Source organism: Bacillus sp. FJAT-53060 (assembly GCF_037104745.1).
GTDB lineage: Bacteria > Bacillota > Bacilli > Bacillales > Bacillaceae > Bacillus > Bacillus stratosphericus_B.
In genome coordinates, this window is sequence record NZ_JBAWSW010000012.1 from 1 (window position 1) to 16,411 (window position 16,411).

Annotated in this window: 14 protein-coding genes and 3 pseudogenes; 7 read left to right on the forward strand and 10 right to left on the reverse strand. The window is 40.7% G+C overall.

Features of this window, described 5'->3' with window-relative positions:
* Nucleotides 1–142, forward strand: a pseudogene (locus WAX46_RS06530) (IS3 family transposase); the annotation flags it as partial.
* Nucleotides 143–217: 75 nt separating this feature from the next.
* On the opposite strand, the pseudogene WAX46_RS06535 reads toward WAX46_RS06530, so the two are convergent.
* A pseudogene (locus WAX46_RS06535) lies at nt 218–706 on the reverse strand (flavin reductase family protein); the annotation flags it as partial.
* A gap of 15 nt (nt 707–721) precedes the next feature.
* Here WAX46_RS06535 and budA point away from each other — a divergent pair.
* A pseudogene (gene budA / locus WAX46_RS06540) lies at nt 722–1,156 on the forward strand (acetolactate decarboxylase); the annotation flags it as partial.
* Between the two features lie 98 nt (nt 1,157–1,254).
* Here budA and WAX46_RS06545 read toward each other — a convergent pair.
* A complete protein-coding gene (locus tag WAX46_RS06545; RefSeq protein ID WP_226566668.1) occupies nt 1,255–2,574 on the reverse strand; it encodes a UDP-glucose dehydrogenase family protein in 1,320 nt (439 codons plus the stop codon).
* A gap of 116 nt (nt 2,575–2,690) precedes the next feature.
* Nucleotides 2,691–2,834: a hypothetical protein gene (locus WAX46_RS06550; RefSeq protein WP_003214884.1), complete on the reverse strand. Its 144-nt coding sequence runs from the start codon at nt 2,832–2,834 to the stop codon at nt 2,691–2,693.
* Nucleotides 2,835–3,020: 186 nt separating this feature from the next.
* On the opposite strand from WAX46_RS06550, the gene WAX46_RS06555 reads away from it, so the two are divergent.
* Entirely contained in the window at nt 3,021–4,628 is a 1,608-nt protein-coding gene (locus WAX46_RS06555) for an SWIM zinc finger family protein (RefSeq protein WP_226566669.1), read from the forward strand.
* Nucleotides 4,615–7,392, forward strand: a complete 2,778-nt coding sequence (locus tag WAX46_RS06560) for a DEAD/DEAH box helicase (RefSeq protein ID WP_336493537.1) — start codon at nt 4,615–4,617, stop codon at nt 7,390–7,392. The genes WAX46_RS06555 and WAX46_RS06560 overlap by 14 nt, the downstream gene beginning before the upstream one ends.
* A gap of 480 nt (nt 7,393–7,872) precedes the next feature.
* Here WAX46_RS06560 and WAX46_RS06565 read toward each other — a convergent pair whose 3' ends face one another.
* On the reverse strand, nt 7,873–8,730 hold the full coding sequence (locus WAX46_RS06565; RefSeq protein ID WP_226566764.1) for a Cof-type HAD-IIB family hydrolase: 858 nt from the start codon (nt 8,728–8,730) through the stop codon (nt 7,873–7,875).
* Nucleotides 8,731–9,323: 593 nt separating this feature from the next.
* On the opposite strand from WAX46_RS06565, the gene WAX46_RS06570 reads away from it, so the two are divergent.
* Complete coding sequence (locus tag WAX46_RS06570) at nt 9,324–9,734, forward strand: YwpF-like family protein (protein WP_226566671.1); 411 nt, start codon at nt 9,324–9,326, stop codon at nt 9,732–9,734.
* Nucleotides 9,735–9,760: 26 nt separating this feature from the next.
* Here the strand turns inward: WAX46_RS06570 and mscL are convergent, their stop codons facing one another.
* A complete protein-coding gene (gene mscL, locus WAX46_RS06575; protein ID WP_226566672.1) occupies nt 9,761–10,156 on the reverse strand; it encodes a large conductance mechanosensitive channel protein MscL in 396 nt (131 codons plus the stop codon).
* Nucleotides 10,157–10,281: 125 nt separating this feature from the next.
* Nucleotides 10,282–10,716, reverse strand: a complete 435-nt coding sequence (gene fabZ, locus WAX46_RS06580) for a 3-hydroxyacyl-ACP dehydratase FabZ (RefSeq protein ID WP_226566765.1) — start codon at nt 10,714–10,716, stop codon at nt 10,282–10,284.
* 218 nt (nt 10,717–10,934) lie between these two features.
* Here fabZ and WAX46_RS06585 point away from each other — a divergent pair, with 218 nt between their 5' ends.
* The gene (locus WAX46_RS06585) at nt 10,935–11,990 is read left to right on the forward strand and encodes a tetratricopeptide repeat protein (protein ID WP_226566673.1); all 1,056 of its coding nucleotides are present in this window, start codon (nt 10,935–10,937) and stop codon (nt 11,988–11,990) included.
* Between the two features lie 19 nt (nt 11,991–12,009).
* Here WAX46_RS06585 and WAX46_RS06590 read toward each other — a convergent pair whose 3' ends face one another.
* The 4 genes from WAX46_RS06590 to spoIIID form a co-directional block, all read right to left on the reverse strand.
* On the reverse strand, nt 12,010–12,828 hold the full coding sequence (locus WAX46_RS06590; protein ID WP_226566674.1) for a flagellar hook-basal body protein: 819 nt from the start codon (nt 12,826–12,828) through the stop codon (nt 12,010–12,012).
* Between the two features lie 30 nt (nt 12,829–12,858).
* Nucleotides 12,859–13,698, reverse strand: coding sequence for a flagellar hook-basal body protein (locus WAX46_RS06595; protein WP_226566675.1), 840 nt, complete (start codon nt 13,696–13,698; stop codon nt 12,859–12,861).
* 138 nt (nt 13,699–13,836) lie between these two features.
* The gene (gene mbl, locus WAX46_RS06600) at nt 13,837–14,838 is read right to left on the reverse strand and encodes a cell shape-determining protein Mbl (RefSeq protein ID WP_336493538.1); all 1,002 of its coding nucleotides are present in this window, start codon (nt 14,836–14,838) and stop codon (nt 13,837–13,839) included.
* Between the two features lie 184 nt (nt 14,839–15,022).
* Entirely contained in the window at nt 15,023–15,301 is a 279-nt protein-coding gene (gene spoIIID, locus WAX46_RS06605) for a sporulation transcriptional regulator SpoIIID (RefSeq protein ID WP_008343327.1), read from the reverse strand.
* 472 nt (nt 15,302–15,773) lie between these two features.
* Here spoIIID and WAX46_RS06610 point away from each other — a divergent pair, with 472 nt between their 5' ends.
* Nucleotides 15,774–16,373, forward strand: coding sequence for an undecaprenyl-diphosphatase (locus WAX46_RS06610; protein WP_336493539.1), 600 nt, complete (start codon nt 15,774–15,776; stop codon nt 16,371–16,373).
* Nucleotides 16,374–16,411: the final 38 nt, after the last annotated feature.

Sequence of the window (16,411 nt, forward strand, 5' to 3'; positions counted from 1 at the left end):
GTTCTATCTTAACAGGATTGATCGAACTACGACCAACATCGTAGAACGCACTGTCAAAGAATACATTTATTATTATAACAACATTCGTATTCAAACAAAACTAAACAACCAATCACCGATAAACTATCGGCAATTGGCTGTAAAAAGGTGTTTTGACCCCTGTCTCAAAAACGGGGGTCAGTCCCGAATCCCCGATATCTCTCGGGGTTTTTTCACGTTATTCTGGTCTTTTGAGCACAAATGACGTACCTAAATGGGCATAATCATTCCCTGCTAAGCGTGCAACTGGCTTTAATACGTCTGTTGAAATATATCCTTTTTCCGGATCATAGACAGACTCATCTAAATGCGCGCACACAACCCGACCAATGATATGATCGACCGTGATCTCACCTTCCTCATTTTGAAAGGTCAGATGTTTTTCCAACTGACATTCAAAGCGAATGCGTGCTTCCTTGATGCCTGGAACTGTAACAACACTGCTCTTTACTTGATGAAGGCAAGTTCGATCCAGCTCACTCTCTTCCTCTGGCAAAGTAGCAGCCGTTTCGTTTATATCCTCTATCAGCGCTTCATCACTCACATGAACAACAAACTCTCCTCTGCCTGTAATATGCTTTGCTGTATCTTTCATCTCTCCTTGGCGTCGTCCGATGGAAACGGCGATGAGCGGAGGATCGCCACTGATGACATTGAAGAAACTAAAATGACAGCCTTAGAGCTAGAAGAAGAGATTGATTGCATTTTGCCAAGTAAGAATATATTTTATGCGATTCGTATTGATGGATCATTCAAAAAGGTTCAAACCCGCACAGTCGAAAAACAAGAAAAACCTTACGTTCCAATGGTGGAGGCAGTAAAGTCACAGCCCATTTTCGATTTCGAAGATATTCAAGGGACCATCGCAGGTTTCCGTACACCTCAGTACGCACATGGCATTGCGGTGAGTGGATACCATCTTCACTTTATTGATGAGGATCGACGTGTCGGCAGGCACGTATTCGATTACACCGTTGATCAAGTCACCATCCGAATTTCCCAAAAAATGCATATGAATTTACACCTGCCAGATACGCAGGATTTCTTCCAAGCAGATATCGATCGAGCTGACCTTGCACAGCAAATAGCCAGTGCGGAAAGCAGTCCAGATAAATAAGCGAAGAACACCCCGGCGATCCCGGGGTGTTCAGCCTGTAGAAAAAAATAGGTTTCTCTACAAGCTGACCGATAACATCACCTGTTATCGGTTTTCTTTTACATATAAATAGGAGAGACAGGCCTGCGTCCAATAGAATGATATTCAATCCCTGCTTGTTCTGCTGCTTCAAGTGTATGGCAGTTTCGACCATCAAAAATAAGTGGCTGTTTCATCCATTCCTTATAGGCTGAGAGTGGGAAAGCCTGAACGTCAGCCCATTCTGTTAAAATACAGACCGCACTGGCATCCTGTATCGCTTCTTCAATGGTTTGAGCAAAAAAGACTTGATCAGGCAGTTCACTCGCTGCCTGACGAATTGCCACAGGATCATAGGCCACAAGCTCCGCACCTAATTGATGCAGCTCATGAGCGATCGGAATCGATGGCGCTTCTCTCATATCATCTGTATTAGGCTTAAAGGACAGGCCAAGAAGTGCGATTCGCTTCCCTTCCAGCTTTGTCCCCAGCCGCTCCTGAATACTTCGGATAAAGCTGGCTCGCTGCTCATTGTTTACTTTAATCACAGCCTTCAATAGTTCAAAATCATGGGACACATGCCCTGCGATTTTGACAAGTGCATTTGTATCTTTCGGAAAACAGGAACCCCCGTAGCCAATACCCGCTCTAAGAAAAGAAGAACCGATCCGATGATCAAGTCCCATCCCCTGTGCTACCTCTACAACATCAGCACCTGTTTTACCACAAATCGAGGCTATTTCATTCATAAAGCTAATTTTTGTCGCAAGAAATGCATTCGATGCGTATTTAATCATTTCTGCGCTTTTACGATCTGTTTTCACAATCGGAAGGTGAAAGTCAACATACATGTCCTCTAGCTGGTCTAATATATCCTTCGTTTCAGCCCCAATTACAAGCCGATCCGCTCTCAATGTATCTGAAATGGCAGACCCTTCTCGTAAAAACTCTGGATTAGATGCAATAGATAGCGGTTCATTTCGTCCTAATTCTTGATGAATAAAACGATCGATTTGATCACACGTTCCAACAGGCACTGTACTTTTCACCACAAGAACCGCACCTGACTTCGCTTTTCCCCCCATCTCTTTTGCAGCCTGAATCACATACTGCAAATCGGCTTGACCATCTGGCTGCTGCGGGGTACCGACGGCAATCATTAACACATCAGCCTGCGGATAGGCTGTCTCTCCATTGACGTGAAAATGAATACGTCCTTGCTCAAGATTCCGTTTCAGCAGTTCCTTTAACCCCGGCTCATACATCGTAGGATTCCCTTGCTTCAGCTGCATGACCTTTTGCCGGTCAATATCAATACACGTCACGTCATGTCCAGCCTCCGCTAAACACACCCCCGTGACGAGCCCCACATATCCACAGCCTGCAATCGCAATATTCATGACCCTATCAGCTCCCCATACGCCTTATGCTTGTAATGTCATCGTATGCTGGGAGTTTTCTTTCCATTCATAAAAGCAAACAAAAACCCCCTGCCACAACTAGCAGGGGATCACCTTTATGAAACAAGACCATTTCGAATATGAGCAATCAGATTTTCAAGCATTTCTTTTGTAGTGACATCATTTGAATTTTCTCCAATATCATGAGCGTACATCAAAATCTTTAAAAACTCTTCTTGATTTAAACCCTTATTATCCATGTCTGTATCCTTTCAATTCCACTAATTTCATTATTATATGCTGTATGGTTGGTTTATGCAATACTCTAATACATCATTCGACAGCTTTTGAAATTTATGACCATTTTCATGAAAAACTTTTTTATAAATCACCATTGAGCTATAATAAAAGAATTGGAATCTTTTACTTGGTTAGGAGCGGATCAAATGCTTCAGCACAACATCAACGAAGAAGAAATCAAACAAACAGCCGAACAGATCAAAGAACTTTTTCCTACGACAGATGAAAACAAACAACTGATCAAAAAAGCATTGATTACTTATAGACAGGACAGCGTATATCGACTCAAGCAAGAGTCTGATACGGAATGGTCAGCTTATGTACATGATGTCGTGGCAGCAAGAGTCCACCTTCATGTGCTGTTTCCAGTGAGAAGCATCTGCTCGTGCCCTGCGGATGGACTTTGCAAACATATTCTCGCTGTCTTCTTTTCGTTATACGCTCAAGTAGAGAGCGTGACCAACTTTACAGAGAATTGGTCAGAAAAGGATGAGTTACAACGCAGCAAAGAATTGATTCGACAGCACTTCCATGTGAAGCGCCCAGACGAACAATCACTCCAGAGCTGGCTAACTTTTTTCCAAGAGGAATTTAACCTCTGGCTGAAACAGGCGCCAAAGCATCAGCAAACACCACAGCATTTGTATTACGGCTATTTATCGATCCTGAAAAAACACGCACCTACTTCACCTGAATTCAAGAGCTTGTATGCGATCCATACGTCCATCGATGTGTGGCTAAGGCTCCATGAGCTCATCGAACTCGGCCGACTTGATGCCGAAAAGGACTTTTATGCCATGAATCCATATGTAGAACAGCTCATGAACACCATTTTTGATTCAGTGGATCATTTAAAGACATACGCCCTTTCCTTTTCCCTCGATCCGTTTCTTGAAAACACACCAACTGTCGTTCGGACACTTCTTCAAATCATCGGACCTTTTCAGCATGAACGGGTAGCGGTCTTTATGGAGATTTGGGGAACCATATTAAATAGAGGGAAATGGGTCAAAAAAGAAACAGACTTACTAAAGAACGCTCAGCAGCAAGAACAAACAGTTGAACGTGCCATCGGCCTGATGCACATGGATTATTTGCTCAAGGAAGACAAAAGACTCTTTCAGCAATTACGAATGCTCAATGTGAATATGCTACCAAATGTGCTCAATTGGCTAAAGGATCTCACAAACCGCAAGGACTGGAAGCGACTTAAGCTCTGGTACAATGAGATCTCCTATATATTAGAAGAATATTGTCAGTTGAACCTACCCTACAGAGAGCTGCGAGGAGCTGTCAGTGATTTCTTCTTTTATTTAGAAGCGTACTTTAAGCAGACGAAGGATCATTATTTATATGAACGCTATTGCCAAATCTGCATGCCCTATGCATTCACTGAATATAGTGAGCTTTTATATGCTCAGCAGCGATATACAGAATGGATTGAAATTCACAGCCTTTACGGCTTCTCCATCAGTGAATTGGAGAAAAAACTGATCCAACAAATTGCAAAGGAAGAGCCTGAAGCGCTCATTCCATCGTACCACCGTGAAATCTCACTGCTTCTCGATCAAAAAAACCGAAGTGCCTATCGAGAGTCTGTGAAAATGCTAAAAAAACTGCGGACGCTTTATCATAAAACGAAAAAAAATGCAATTTGGGAAAGATATGTAAAGCAACTGCAAGATTCAACAAAACGGCTGCGTGCGTTCCAAGAGGAAATGAAGAAAGGAAAATTGATTGATGACACGCCATAAACTAATTGTCATTCATGCAGAACAAACAGAAGATTACTCTTTCACCATTTCAGCGCAAGCAGAGGACGGACACCCTGTTCCGCTTAATGAAATGAAGAGACAGCTTTTCCAATGGCATGAATCATCTTTTTACGGAACGTTCTTAGAAGATGTGAGCTTTATTGGCACACCTGCCTTCCTATTAAGCCCTTGGATGACCGTTGAATTGCTAGGAAAAAATTCATTTAATACCTTTAGTCTTGTAACAATAACGGATGAAACCGAGGCCCTTATGAAAACAGCCTCTACCATATACGAATTCATTGAGGATAAAGATTTCGTTCCCGATTATGAGGCATGGACAGAAGGTGTGCTTCGGTTTAAAGACAAAGAAGGCATATTAGATGGCTATACAGCTGATTGGTTCTCCTTTGCCGTACAGGATTACATTCAATATGATGATGCCTTGCAGCACAAGTGGAACCAAATGACTGCACAATCGCCTGCCCTTTCATCCTTCCAGGGGCATTTTTTAGATGAGCAGGATTTCTTAGAGACGATTGGCTGGATCAATGATGAGACGCCTTTCACTGTCGGCTTGCGCTTAAATGAACCAGACTATGACGTGGATGATTGGAAAATCGAATTGTTTTTGCGCGATAAAAAAAACAACGACCTTCACTTTTTTGAAGGCATCCGTTCTTTAAAAAGATCCTGGCGTCCTTATCAAGAAAAAATTTTAAGAGAGCTAGAGCGATTCAGTCAAGTTGTCCCTTGGCTCTCTTTCACTTCTGGCACTACCCTCATGTCAGAAGAAGAAGCGTGGCTCTTCCTATCTGAAGCAAGTGAAACGCTTGTGAATATGGGTATTGAGATCCTGCTCCCATCGTGGTGGCAGATCGTAAAGGAAAGCAAGATGATGCTAAAAGCAAGGATTTCATCTACACCACAAGGGGAATCGTATGTCGGAATGGACGCCTTAATGGACTTTAATTGGCGCTTTGCCACAAATGGTATCGAGCTGACAGAAGTTGAGTTCAACGAGCTTGTCCAAAGTAAACGCCGCCTTGTCAACATTCGCGGACAATGGATAAAAATCGATCCGACCTTCATTCAGCAAATGAAAAAATGGATGGAGCGTGCCGAAAACGAAGGGCTTCACATGTCTGATATTTTGTCACGTGAACTGGCTGATCAAGAGGCGTCCTCTGAAGCGACTTCAGAACTTTTAGATCGTTCCACATTTGCTCATATACATTTTGAACTTTCATCTCAATTAAGAGGACTTGTCCATCAGTTAAATGATACACATGAGCTACCTTCCTACGAAATGAGTGAGTCCTTTAAAGGCACACTGCGTCCGTATCAGCAGCATGGTGTCAACTGGCTTCTGTTTTTAAGATCTCATGGGTTCGGGGCCTGTTTAGCAGATGATATGGGACTTGGGAAAACGATTCAAATGATCGCTTATTTCACCTATTTGAAGGAGCAGCAGCAAAACGCCTCTCCGTCTCTCATCATTGCGCCCACTTCTGTTTTAGGAAACTGGCAAAGAGAGCTTGTCACATTTGCACCACATTTGCGCATCGCACTACATTATGGACCATCACGTCCAAAAGGTGAGAACTTTACAAAAGCGTACGAGTCTACAGATATTGTCCTGACTTCGTACGGACTCGCACATTCTGACCGTGATGAATTAACATCAGCAAAGTGGAATACCATTTGTTTAGACGAAGCACAAAACATTAAGAATGCCCATACGAAACAATCGAGAGCGATCAGGCAATTAAAAGGACAGCATCACATTGCCCTCAGCGGCACACCGATGGAGAATCGCTTGACGGAGCTTTGGTCCATTTTCGATTTCATCAACAAAGGGTATCTCGGCAGCCTGACCAGCTTTCATAAAAAATTTGTCCTTCCGATTGAAAAAGATCGTGAAGAAAAAAGAATTGAACAGCTACAGCAGCTAATCAAACCATTCTTATTAAGACGAACAAAACAAGATGAAGAGGTCGCCCTGAACCTGCCTGAGAAACTAGAAGAAAAAGCATTCATCCCGTTATCCGCTGAGCAGGCGTCTTTATATGAACAGCTCGTCAAGGATACATTCGAACATATGGCTTCATTAACAGGTATGCAGCGTAAAGCCATCATCTTAAGTATGCTCGGCAGACTCAAACAGATTTGCGATCACCCTGCTCTCTATTTAAAGGAAAGCGGGACAGATGTGAAATTGCGGAAGCGTTCAATAAAAATGGATAAATTAGCAGAGCTGTTGAAAGCGATACATGAACAAGGAGAAAGCTGTCTCATCTTTACGCAGTATATTAAAATGGGCAACATGATCAAGCAGCTAGCGGAGAAGATGTTTGGAGAACCTGTTCAATTTTTAAATGGCAGCCTATCAAAACATGAGCGGGACAACATGGTGGAACGCTTCCAGAAGAAAGAATTCAATATCTTAATCCTTTCTTTAAAAGCAGGAGGAACAGGACTCAACTTAACCGCAGCAAATCATGTCATTCACTACGATAGATGGTGGAACCCAGCCGTAGAAAACCAAGCGACAGACCGTGCTTATCGTATCGGACAAAAGCGATTTGTTCACGTCCATAAGATGATCACAACTGGCACGATCGAGGAAAAAATCGATCAAATGCTTGAAACAAAACAAACATTAAATGATCAAATTATCCAAAGCGAGGGCTGGATTACAGAGCTATCGACGAACGAACTAGAAGATTTATTCACATTAAGTGCAGCAGCTCAATCATCTTAATCGCAACAAAAAGAGGACTTTTCTCAAGTTTGACGAAAAATCCTCTTTTTTAAATCATTGACATTAGCAGGTTGTTAAATTCGTTCCAAAACATTTGTCCAGATTTTTTGTAATTTTTAGTTGAACAGTGCCATCCTCTTTGTTCTCAATAGCTGTCTTAGTTTGTTTTAAAGCGATTTGCCCAGTTTTATCTCCTTGAAGGAAACGACAATTCTTCCCTAGTACTTCGGTTTCTTGATAGCTGTCATATCTAAAAAGCCCTTGTTCACATATATTAAAGGATTATCAGGTAAAGACTGGTCTCACCGTCAGGCCTACCTGAGTATAGTCTCAGGCTTCCTTGATTAAATGCAGATTTTTGGACCTATAAGATTCCAGCGCCACTCGTTAACTCTCCTTAATTTCCTTACAAGCGGGTAATATTCATGATTAAAAGAATGCGCTTCATCTGTGATTTATACAAATACATCGATTCATTTACTACAAAAGATGTTGAATCATATGCGCAACACCATGTTCATCATTTGTTAACGTGACGTGATCAGCTATTTCTTTTATATCCTTTCTCGCATTACCCATCGCAACTCCTATGCCAGCTACTTGAAGCATCGATTCGTCATTTAAACTGTCTCCTACAGCTGCTGTCTGGCTTAAAGGAATACCTAGCTTTTCTGACAGCCTTGTTAATGCCTGCCCTTTCGACGCATCTTTTGACCCGATCTCAAAGTTATGATCGGCCGAACTGACCAATGTTAAATCTGAATCTTGTCCGAACATATCCCACCCGGCCTTCAGTCTGTCTTGAAAGAAAGAGAAGCCTAAGATGTTGTATAACGAAAGCTTCTGATCCTCACGAAACAATTCTTCATATGTATCAATATAGGCAAAACCCGACTGGCTGTATTGAACTTCTGCCGCTTGCTTAAGAACACCTCTATCAGCTTCTGGATTTGCACTTTTTAAGCGGTCCATTTCGATAGCAAGAAGCTCTCTGCCACGATTCGGTGTAAAAATGGCCTCATTCGTAAAGACTTCATAGTAATAATCACGTTCCTCAAGCCAGGATAATATGTGTTTGCCCTTTTCTTCTTGTAAAGTAGCTGAATGGTACACTTGTCCAGTTGGATCATGAATCACAGCTCCATTGGCACTAATCACCCACGTATTCATACCAAGCTCATCAAAAATAGACTTCACATCAAAATACGCTCTTCCTGTTGAAACGACAACCTCAATTCCGCTCACTGTTGCTTCCTTTAATGCCTGCTCGTTTTCCTGACTCACTTTGTGTTCACTGTTCAATAAAGTACCGTCTAAATCCGTTGCGATTAATTGAATGTTTGTCATCGTTCTCTCCTTTTTTGTCTCCACTTTAACCTGACATTCCATTTATCAAATCCATCATCATTATGAAATGAGTATCCACTATTTGCAAGGGCTGATCGTCTTAATCAATAAAAAGGGTACCCGGCCACGAGACATGACCGGATACATATGGGGATTCGCAGGGGACACGTGACTTATACAAAGAAGAAACGGTTCTATTACGCAGTGTTTATGTGCATCAGGCAAAGTCTATCCGCTTTAGCTAGAGGGGGACTGACAGATGCTAGACCTTACCTTTTAATTCAAGGCTTGCCTCCTTTCCTTTCAACTACCCCTAGTCTACTTAGAAAAAACGCAGAAGACAAAACATGAAAATGACAAAATCGCCTTTCAAATTCTCTATTTACCCTTTAATTATTACTTTTTACCGCCTGAGGTTATCATTCTTTTCGACAATGTGTATTTTTCGCAGTTGATAGGGCTCCATAAAACATCTCCTTTCAATTTCAGTACAGCTAGTTCTGAGTAGGTAGCGGTTTCATTTATACAGATGTTGTATGCTATAATTGTACATACGAATAACGAACGCTTGTGAGGTGATAAATATGAAAACATTTAGGCTGATTGATATAAAAATTGAACTTGATCCTAAGCAAGATAAAATGTCCAGCATTCCCCTTCGTGACGGTTTAATCATTAATAAAGAAGACGGTGAAAATCACTGGATGATCGAGGCACTCCTTCCAAAGAAACATAGACAGGTGTTTGAGGTACTCTCTCAGCAGCATACAGAAGTGAAGATTCTTGTGACGATCACAAAAGAAAACAACCGCCCTGTTCATCTATCAGTCCAAGTCAAAAACATCGTTGCCTTAGAAGAAAACATTTCCGTGTTACTTGATGGTAAAATGATTACAAATCGTTACAGAACAGAAACCGAAGAAGTATTAAAAGACCTCGTCAAAGAGGGGCTTTCAGGAGAAAAACTGCTGGATGCTTTTAAACAAAACACATAAAAAAGAGCGGGGATAGCGCTCTTTTTCTATTGCACATCTTTTGATTGGCTTTGATTTTTTAATAGATCTCTAATTTCAGTTAATAAAACTTCTGTTTGATCTGGTGATTCTACAACCTCTTCTTCCTCTACCTTTTTCCGTTTCAGTTTATTCAAATAACGAATAAAGATAAAAATGGAAAATGAGATAATCAAGAAATCAACGACTGTTTGAATGAAATTCCCATATAAAATTTGAGCAGATCCAATTTTAATGGATAAACCGCTAAAATCATGCCCACCGATGATAATACCGACAAGAGGCATGATTAAATCATTCACAAGAGAAGTGACAATTTTGCCAAATGCTCCCCCAATGATTACACCTACAGCCAAATCGATCACATTCCCCTTGACTGCAAACTCTCTAAATTCTTTCAACATCCTTTATCACCTTCATCTTTTTTTGTCTAATATGACGTTTTTTGTAAAAAACGCAAGCCCTTATCCGTTCAGACTGAACTTTTCTATATAAAAAACGGTTCATGTAAGATGAACCGCCAGGCAAATCATGATACTTTAGGACCGATAGAAAATGTCAGTTCCGCTTCACACGCTACTTCACCATCCACTGTTGCTAACGCTTTTCCTTTTGCGACCGGACCGCGGAGACGTGTCACTTCAACCTCTAAACGAAGCTGATCGCCAGGCTTGACCTGTCTTTTGAATCGGCACCCGTCAATCCCTGCAAATAAACCAATTTTCCCTTTGTTTTCTTCTTTTCCTAGCATAATCACACCAAAAACCTGAGCTAGTGCTTCCACAATGAGCACACCCGGCATGACTGGGTATCCTGGAAAATGACCATTAAAGAATTCTTCATTGACTGTGACATTTTTAATCCCAACCGCTCTTTTCTCACCTTCAACCTCTACAATGCGGTCAACCAATAAAAAAGGGTAACGGTGTGGAATAATCTCTTGAATTTGCTGAGCATCAAGCATATCTTGATCTCTCCTTTTTTCTAAATCTCTAATCTTCATTTGATTCCAATAGAAGTATATTATGAATGTCGGCATTTTTCAATGCTCTGACAACATCAATGGTAAAAAATAGAATTTATTGTTACCTATTGTCATCAAATATAATCCACACTACACTCATTGTTATTTTACAAATATGGTAAAATATATTACATCATTGATTGAATAAGAGGGTAAAAATGAATTTTATAAGCGATAAATCCATTAGAAAACTTCTCCATTCGTGGTATACAATGCTGAAGAATCGACATTTTTCGAAGGCTGAAGATATCAAAACAACATTAACAAAACATAAACGAAAATTAGTAAAGAAACAGGAGCTTTACTTACATTATCAACTCATGTTATTTCGCCATCAGCTCTGGATGAATCAGGCAAAGGACTTAGCAAAGCTTAAACATGAACTGATGCTTCATAGAGATCAAATGAACGAAGAACTGCAATATTACTTTTACTTCTTTCTCGGACTATACGAATCTTTAAACAGCGATCAAAATGATGCCGTTCATTATATTGAAATGGCAGAAGAAAGACTGCCATTACTAAACGATGAGCTGGAGGAAGCAGAATTTCATTTTCGTACAAGTGGAATTTATTATAACAACCGCTACTCATTGTTATCGATTCGTCATGTTCAAAAAGCCATGGATATCTTTGCAAAGCACGGGGATGTCCATAGCATTTATCGCTGTAAAATTGTGCTTGCACTTAATTTTAGCGATCAAAAAAAATATGAGGAAGCAGAAGCTATTTTTATTGACATGATCGAATACGTAAAAATGATCGATGACCAAGAACTACTCGGTATTGTTTATTATGACGCTGGTTTTGTTCAATCGAGACAAAACCGTCATAAGGAAGCACTTGAATACTTTAAAAAATCGCTTCGTCTCCCAGCATACCGGAAGTCCACTTATTCCTATGTATCATGTCTTTACGAAACCGTGCGTTCCTGTTTCAAAGAAAATTTAACGGAAGAAGGAATGAAGTATATACAAAAAGGGCTAAAAGAAGCGGTTGCCTCTCAGTTTGATATATTAAGAATGAAGTTTCAAATTTTATTCCTTCTGTATAATCAAACGCCCAAGGCAGATGAGCAAATTGCCACGCTCGTCACATGTCTTGAACAAAAAGAAGCCTGGATTGATCTTGAGGATCTGCTTGCAGATGTCTCAGATTATTATAAAAAAAAGGGCGACTTTGAGCGAGCCGCCTTTTTCATCATGAGAGGCTGACACACACGCCGCCTGCTCATTATCTAATGGTATTAATCAATCCTAGCATCTGATCGCCCATCGTAATGGTTCTTGAGTTCAACTGATACGAGCGCTGTGTTGTCATGAGATCTGTTAATTCTTTAGACATGTCCACATTCGAGTTTTCAAGTGCACCTTGCTGAAGCTGAATGGCTTGGCGATTGCCCCCATTCAGTGCCGTTAATGCGTCTTGATAGTTACCGTCTACTGAGAATAAATTATCTCCTTCAGAGATAAGGGCTGAAGAATTATTGACTTGTACAACGCCTAGATTCACCTGCTGATTCCGTTGATTATCTCTAGAAATAGCCGTGAGTCGCCCATTTTTATCAATTGAAATATTACGGAAATTAGCATTTAAGACAATCGCATTTCCGTTTTCATCAAGAATCGGGTAGCCTTCACTTGTGACAAGCTGTACCTGATTACGGTTATGACCTGGCTGTAAATACAGCGAACCACTTCTTGTATAACGGATATTTCCACCGGCATTGACCTGTAAATACTGCGATGGTGTCCCAAACGCAACATCAAGATCACGCCCTGTTTCTTTGATAGAACCTTGCAATGAGTTAATGGATGCATTGACCATTGTACCTGTTCCAAGCCTTAATCCATCAGGTGTCAGACGACTGTTTGCCACCTGCTCATTTTTTTCATCTACCTGATTAAACTGCTGTCTGACCAGCTCTGAGAAACGGGTATTTTTCGCGCGATACCCTGTTGTTTCACTGTTGGCAATGTTGTTACTGATGATATCAAGCTGCTTTTGCACCTCGTTCATCGACACAGTTGCATTGATCATCGTTCTAAGCATAAGAATCCTCCTTTCCCTTTCATTTCTTTATTAATACACTCTTCCAATTTCATTCACTGCTTTTTCTAAGCTTTTATCATATGCCTGAACCACTTTTTGATTTGTTTCAAACGCACGATAGGCTGTTGTCATTTCTGTATATGATTTCGTGACATCCACGTTCGATAGCTCAGATACACCTTGGCTTAACGTATAGGACATTTGACCGTTATTTACTGCACTTGGCAGGGGTTGGTTATCAGCCGTGCGGTATAAATCATTTCCTTCACGCGCAAGGTTTCTTGTGTCCATTGCTACTCTCACATCGATTTGTCCGAGATTTTGTCCATTTTCACTCACAGTTCCATCTGCATTCACTTTGAAATTCTCACTCTGAACCGTAATCGGCTGTCCCGTCACTGAAAGAAGGGCACGGCCATTGATGGTCAACTGATTTTGTACATTTAATGTAATTGAACTACTTTTCGTATAACGAACGCCTTCTGGTGTATTGACTGCATAAAATAACGCTGATTTTTGATTTGTCTCTGGGTTGATTGGCACATTACTTTCTACTAATGCGATATCTGTTGTTTGATCTGTTGTTTTCAATGTTCCTTGTGTAAATTGAGGAATCAATTCCTGCATATATGTCCCCGTATTAATTCCACCAATCGGTGTTTGTTGTGGGACACTAAAGCCTTTGCCTGAGGATGTTTGGAAACGTCCTGATTCCATTCGGCTCAGCAGCATTTCTGGAAACGCCCGCATGGCCCCTTCATCAGCTTTATAACCTGGTGTATTCGCATTTGCGATATTATTTGAAAGCATTTCTGTCCGCCGCTCTTGAGCGATCATGGCAGATGTTGCGGTGTATAGTCCTTTTAACACGTGCTCACCTCATTATGATTCTTTCACATGACCTACCTAAAAACATTAATGAACAATCTTCTATGAAATATATCGGCATATTGGCAGGCTTCTTTAATAAAAATCCCTCATTCTTTCTCAAAAGAATGAGGGATTTCATTAGCTGAGTTTACGCTTTGGTAGCTTGTCCATGTTATCAAGCATCACGCCAGTACCAACTGCTACGCAGTCCATTGGGTTTTCAGCAACGAATACCGGTACTTTTAGCTCTTCTGCAAGCAAATGATCAAGCCCGTTTAGAAGAGCTCCACCACCTGTGATGATGACGCCACGATCGATGATATCAGCCGATAATTCAGGCGGTGTTCTCTCAAGCACTTGTTTTGCTGCCTGAACAATTGCAGATACAGATTCACGTAAGGCTTCTTCTACTTCTTTGCTTGTGACGGTAATCGTTCTTGGTAATCCCGTCACCATGTCTCGTCCACGAATCGAGATCTCTTCGTGACGTGCGTCTGGGAATACCGTTGCAACTTGGATCTTAATGTCCTCTGCCGTGCGCTCACCGATCAACAGCTTATACTCTTTTTTAATATAGTTTAGAATTTCCAGATCAAATTTGTCTCCAGCCATTTTAATAGAAGAGGCGGTTACAATGTCACCCATCGAGATGACAGCGATATCTGTCGTTCCGCCTCCAATATCTACGACCATGTTTCCACTTGGCTGAAAAATATCCATACCAGCACCAATTGCTGCTACTTTTGGCTCTTCTTCAAGAAATACATACTTCCCCCCGCTTTTTTCAGCAGCTTCTTTGATCGCCTTCTGCTCAACAGATGTAATGTTTGTCGGGCAGCAGATGAGCATACGCGGCTTAGAGAACAGACCTTTCACATTTAATTTGTTAATAAAATGCTTGAGCATCGCTTCAGTTACTTCAAAATCAGCAATTACGCCATCTTTTAATGGACGAATCGCAACAATATTCCCAGGCGTACGTCCAACCATACGTCTAGCTTCTTCTCCAACAGCCAATACTTTCCCGCTGTTTTTGTCAAGAGCTACAACAGATGGTTCATTTAACACAATTCCTTTTCCTTTAACATGAATCAGCACATTTGCAGTACCAAGATCAATTCCAATATCCCTAGCAAACATCTATATATATCCTCCTTGAAAATCTGTTTCCATAGCAAATACCACATTCTTCCCTAATTATATATTCTATCATAATTTGCAGAAAAAAAGATGTTTCTTTACAAAAATCTTCACAAAATTTGTGGTTAGAAACTACCGATATGAGGAAGATATATATATCATGTTTATGAACAAAGAACTAAGCTTACTGTTTCACAGGCTCGCCTTCTAAAATTTCTTCTTTTTTATACTTCAACTTGGTGGCTTCTCCTCCTCGCAAGTGACGGATTGATTTATGATAATCCAGTATCTCCTTTACCTCATTAGCCAGATCTGGATTAATTTCTGGCAGTCTTTCTGTTAAATCCTTGTGTACAGTACTTTTAGAGACTCCAAATTCTTTCGCAATAACACGAACGGTTTTCTTTGTCTCCACGATATACTTTCCTATCTTGATTGTTCGCTCTTTGATGTAATCGTGCACACCACTCGACCTCCCTAAAATGGATGTGAGAAGTGTGAAATGAGATCCGTATGAAGATTATCCATTTTCAGCGGCGCTTGTTCGTCTTAATTTCTCATCCATTAGGTAGAAAATTCCAAACACGATCCCTCACCTCAAACACTCTCTTTGTCAGGTTTGTAACAGTGTATTAGCATTGCATAGGGAATATGCTAAAAATGAAGATGGACAAGGGATTTATCGGAAAAAGGCAAATGCGGTACAGACTTTTAAAATGATTATTTGATTGCAGGCATCTTTATCTTTAGCATGGGCGTTTTTTATTGGAACGAACGAAAACCGTAAGAAGCAAAAGCACAAAAGGTCTCAATGTCAGAATAGGATACTGTTTTAAACTTCATCGGAAACATGTTAAAATATAAGATATTTCAAATGAAACATTTAGGCTCGTTTGAAAAATAGTTGGCGTTTTAGCGAAAGTATAGGTGATGTTTTGAATTACGAATTGTTTAAAGTCATACATGGGATGGCTCATCATTCTGAGTTTTTAGATCAGGCCATGATTTTCATTACGAAAAAGGCTATTCTGGTGTATGCCCTTGTCTTATTGATTTGCTGGTTTTTAGGTAATCGCAAATTAAAGAAGCATGTCTTCTTTTCCGGTGTAACAGGTATCGTGGCACTCATCGTCAATTTTGCCATTACACTGTTTTATTATGAAGAGCGGCCGTTTGTGGCACATAAAGTCGACACACTCATCCCGCACTCAGCTGACGCTTCCTTCCCAAGTGACCATACAACAGGAGCACTGGCTCTTTCATTAGCCATCAGATCCCGTAATAAAAAACTCGGCAATATGTTGCTCGTCTTTGGATTACTCACAGGGTTCTCCCGCATCTGGGTCGGTCACCATTATCCATTTGATGTCTTAGGCAGCTTAGTCGTATCAATTGTGGTTGTCTTTATCATGAATAAATTATGGAAGTTCTTTGATTCTCCAATTGATCGCATTGTGACGTTTTACGAGACCATTGTTGGGAAAATATTTAGAAGGAAGCAAAAGGATCAGGGCTCTGACCTATCCAACTCTTAAGCGACCTGTGATAAAGTGATGAAGAGTCTTCTTCCGCT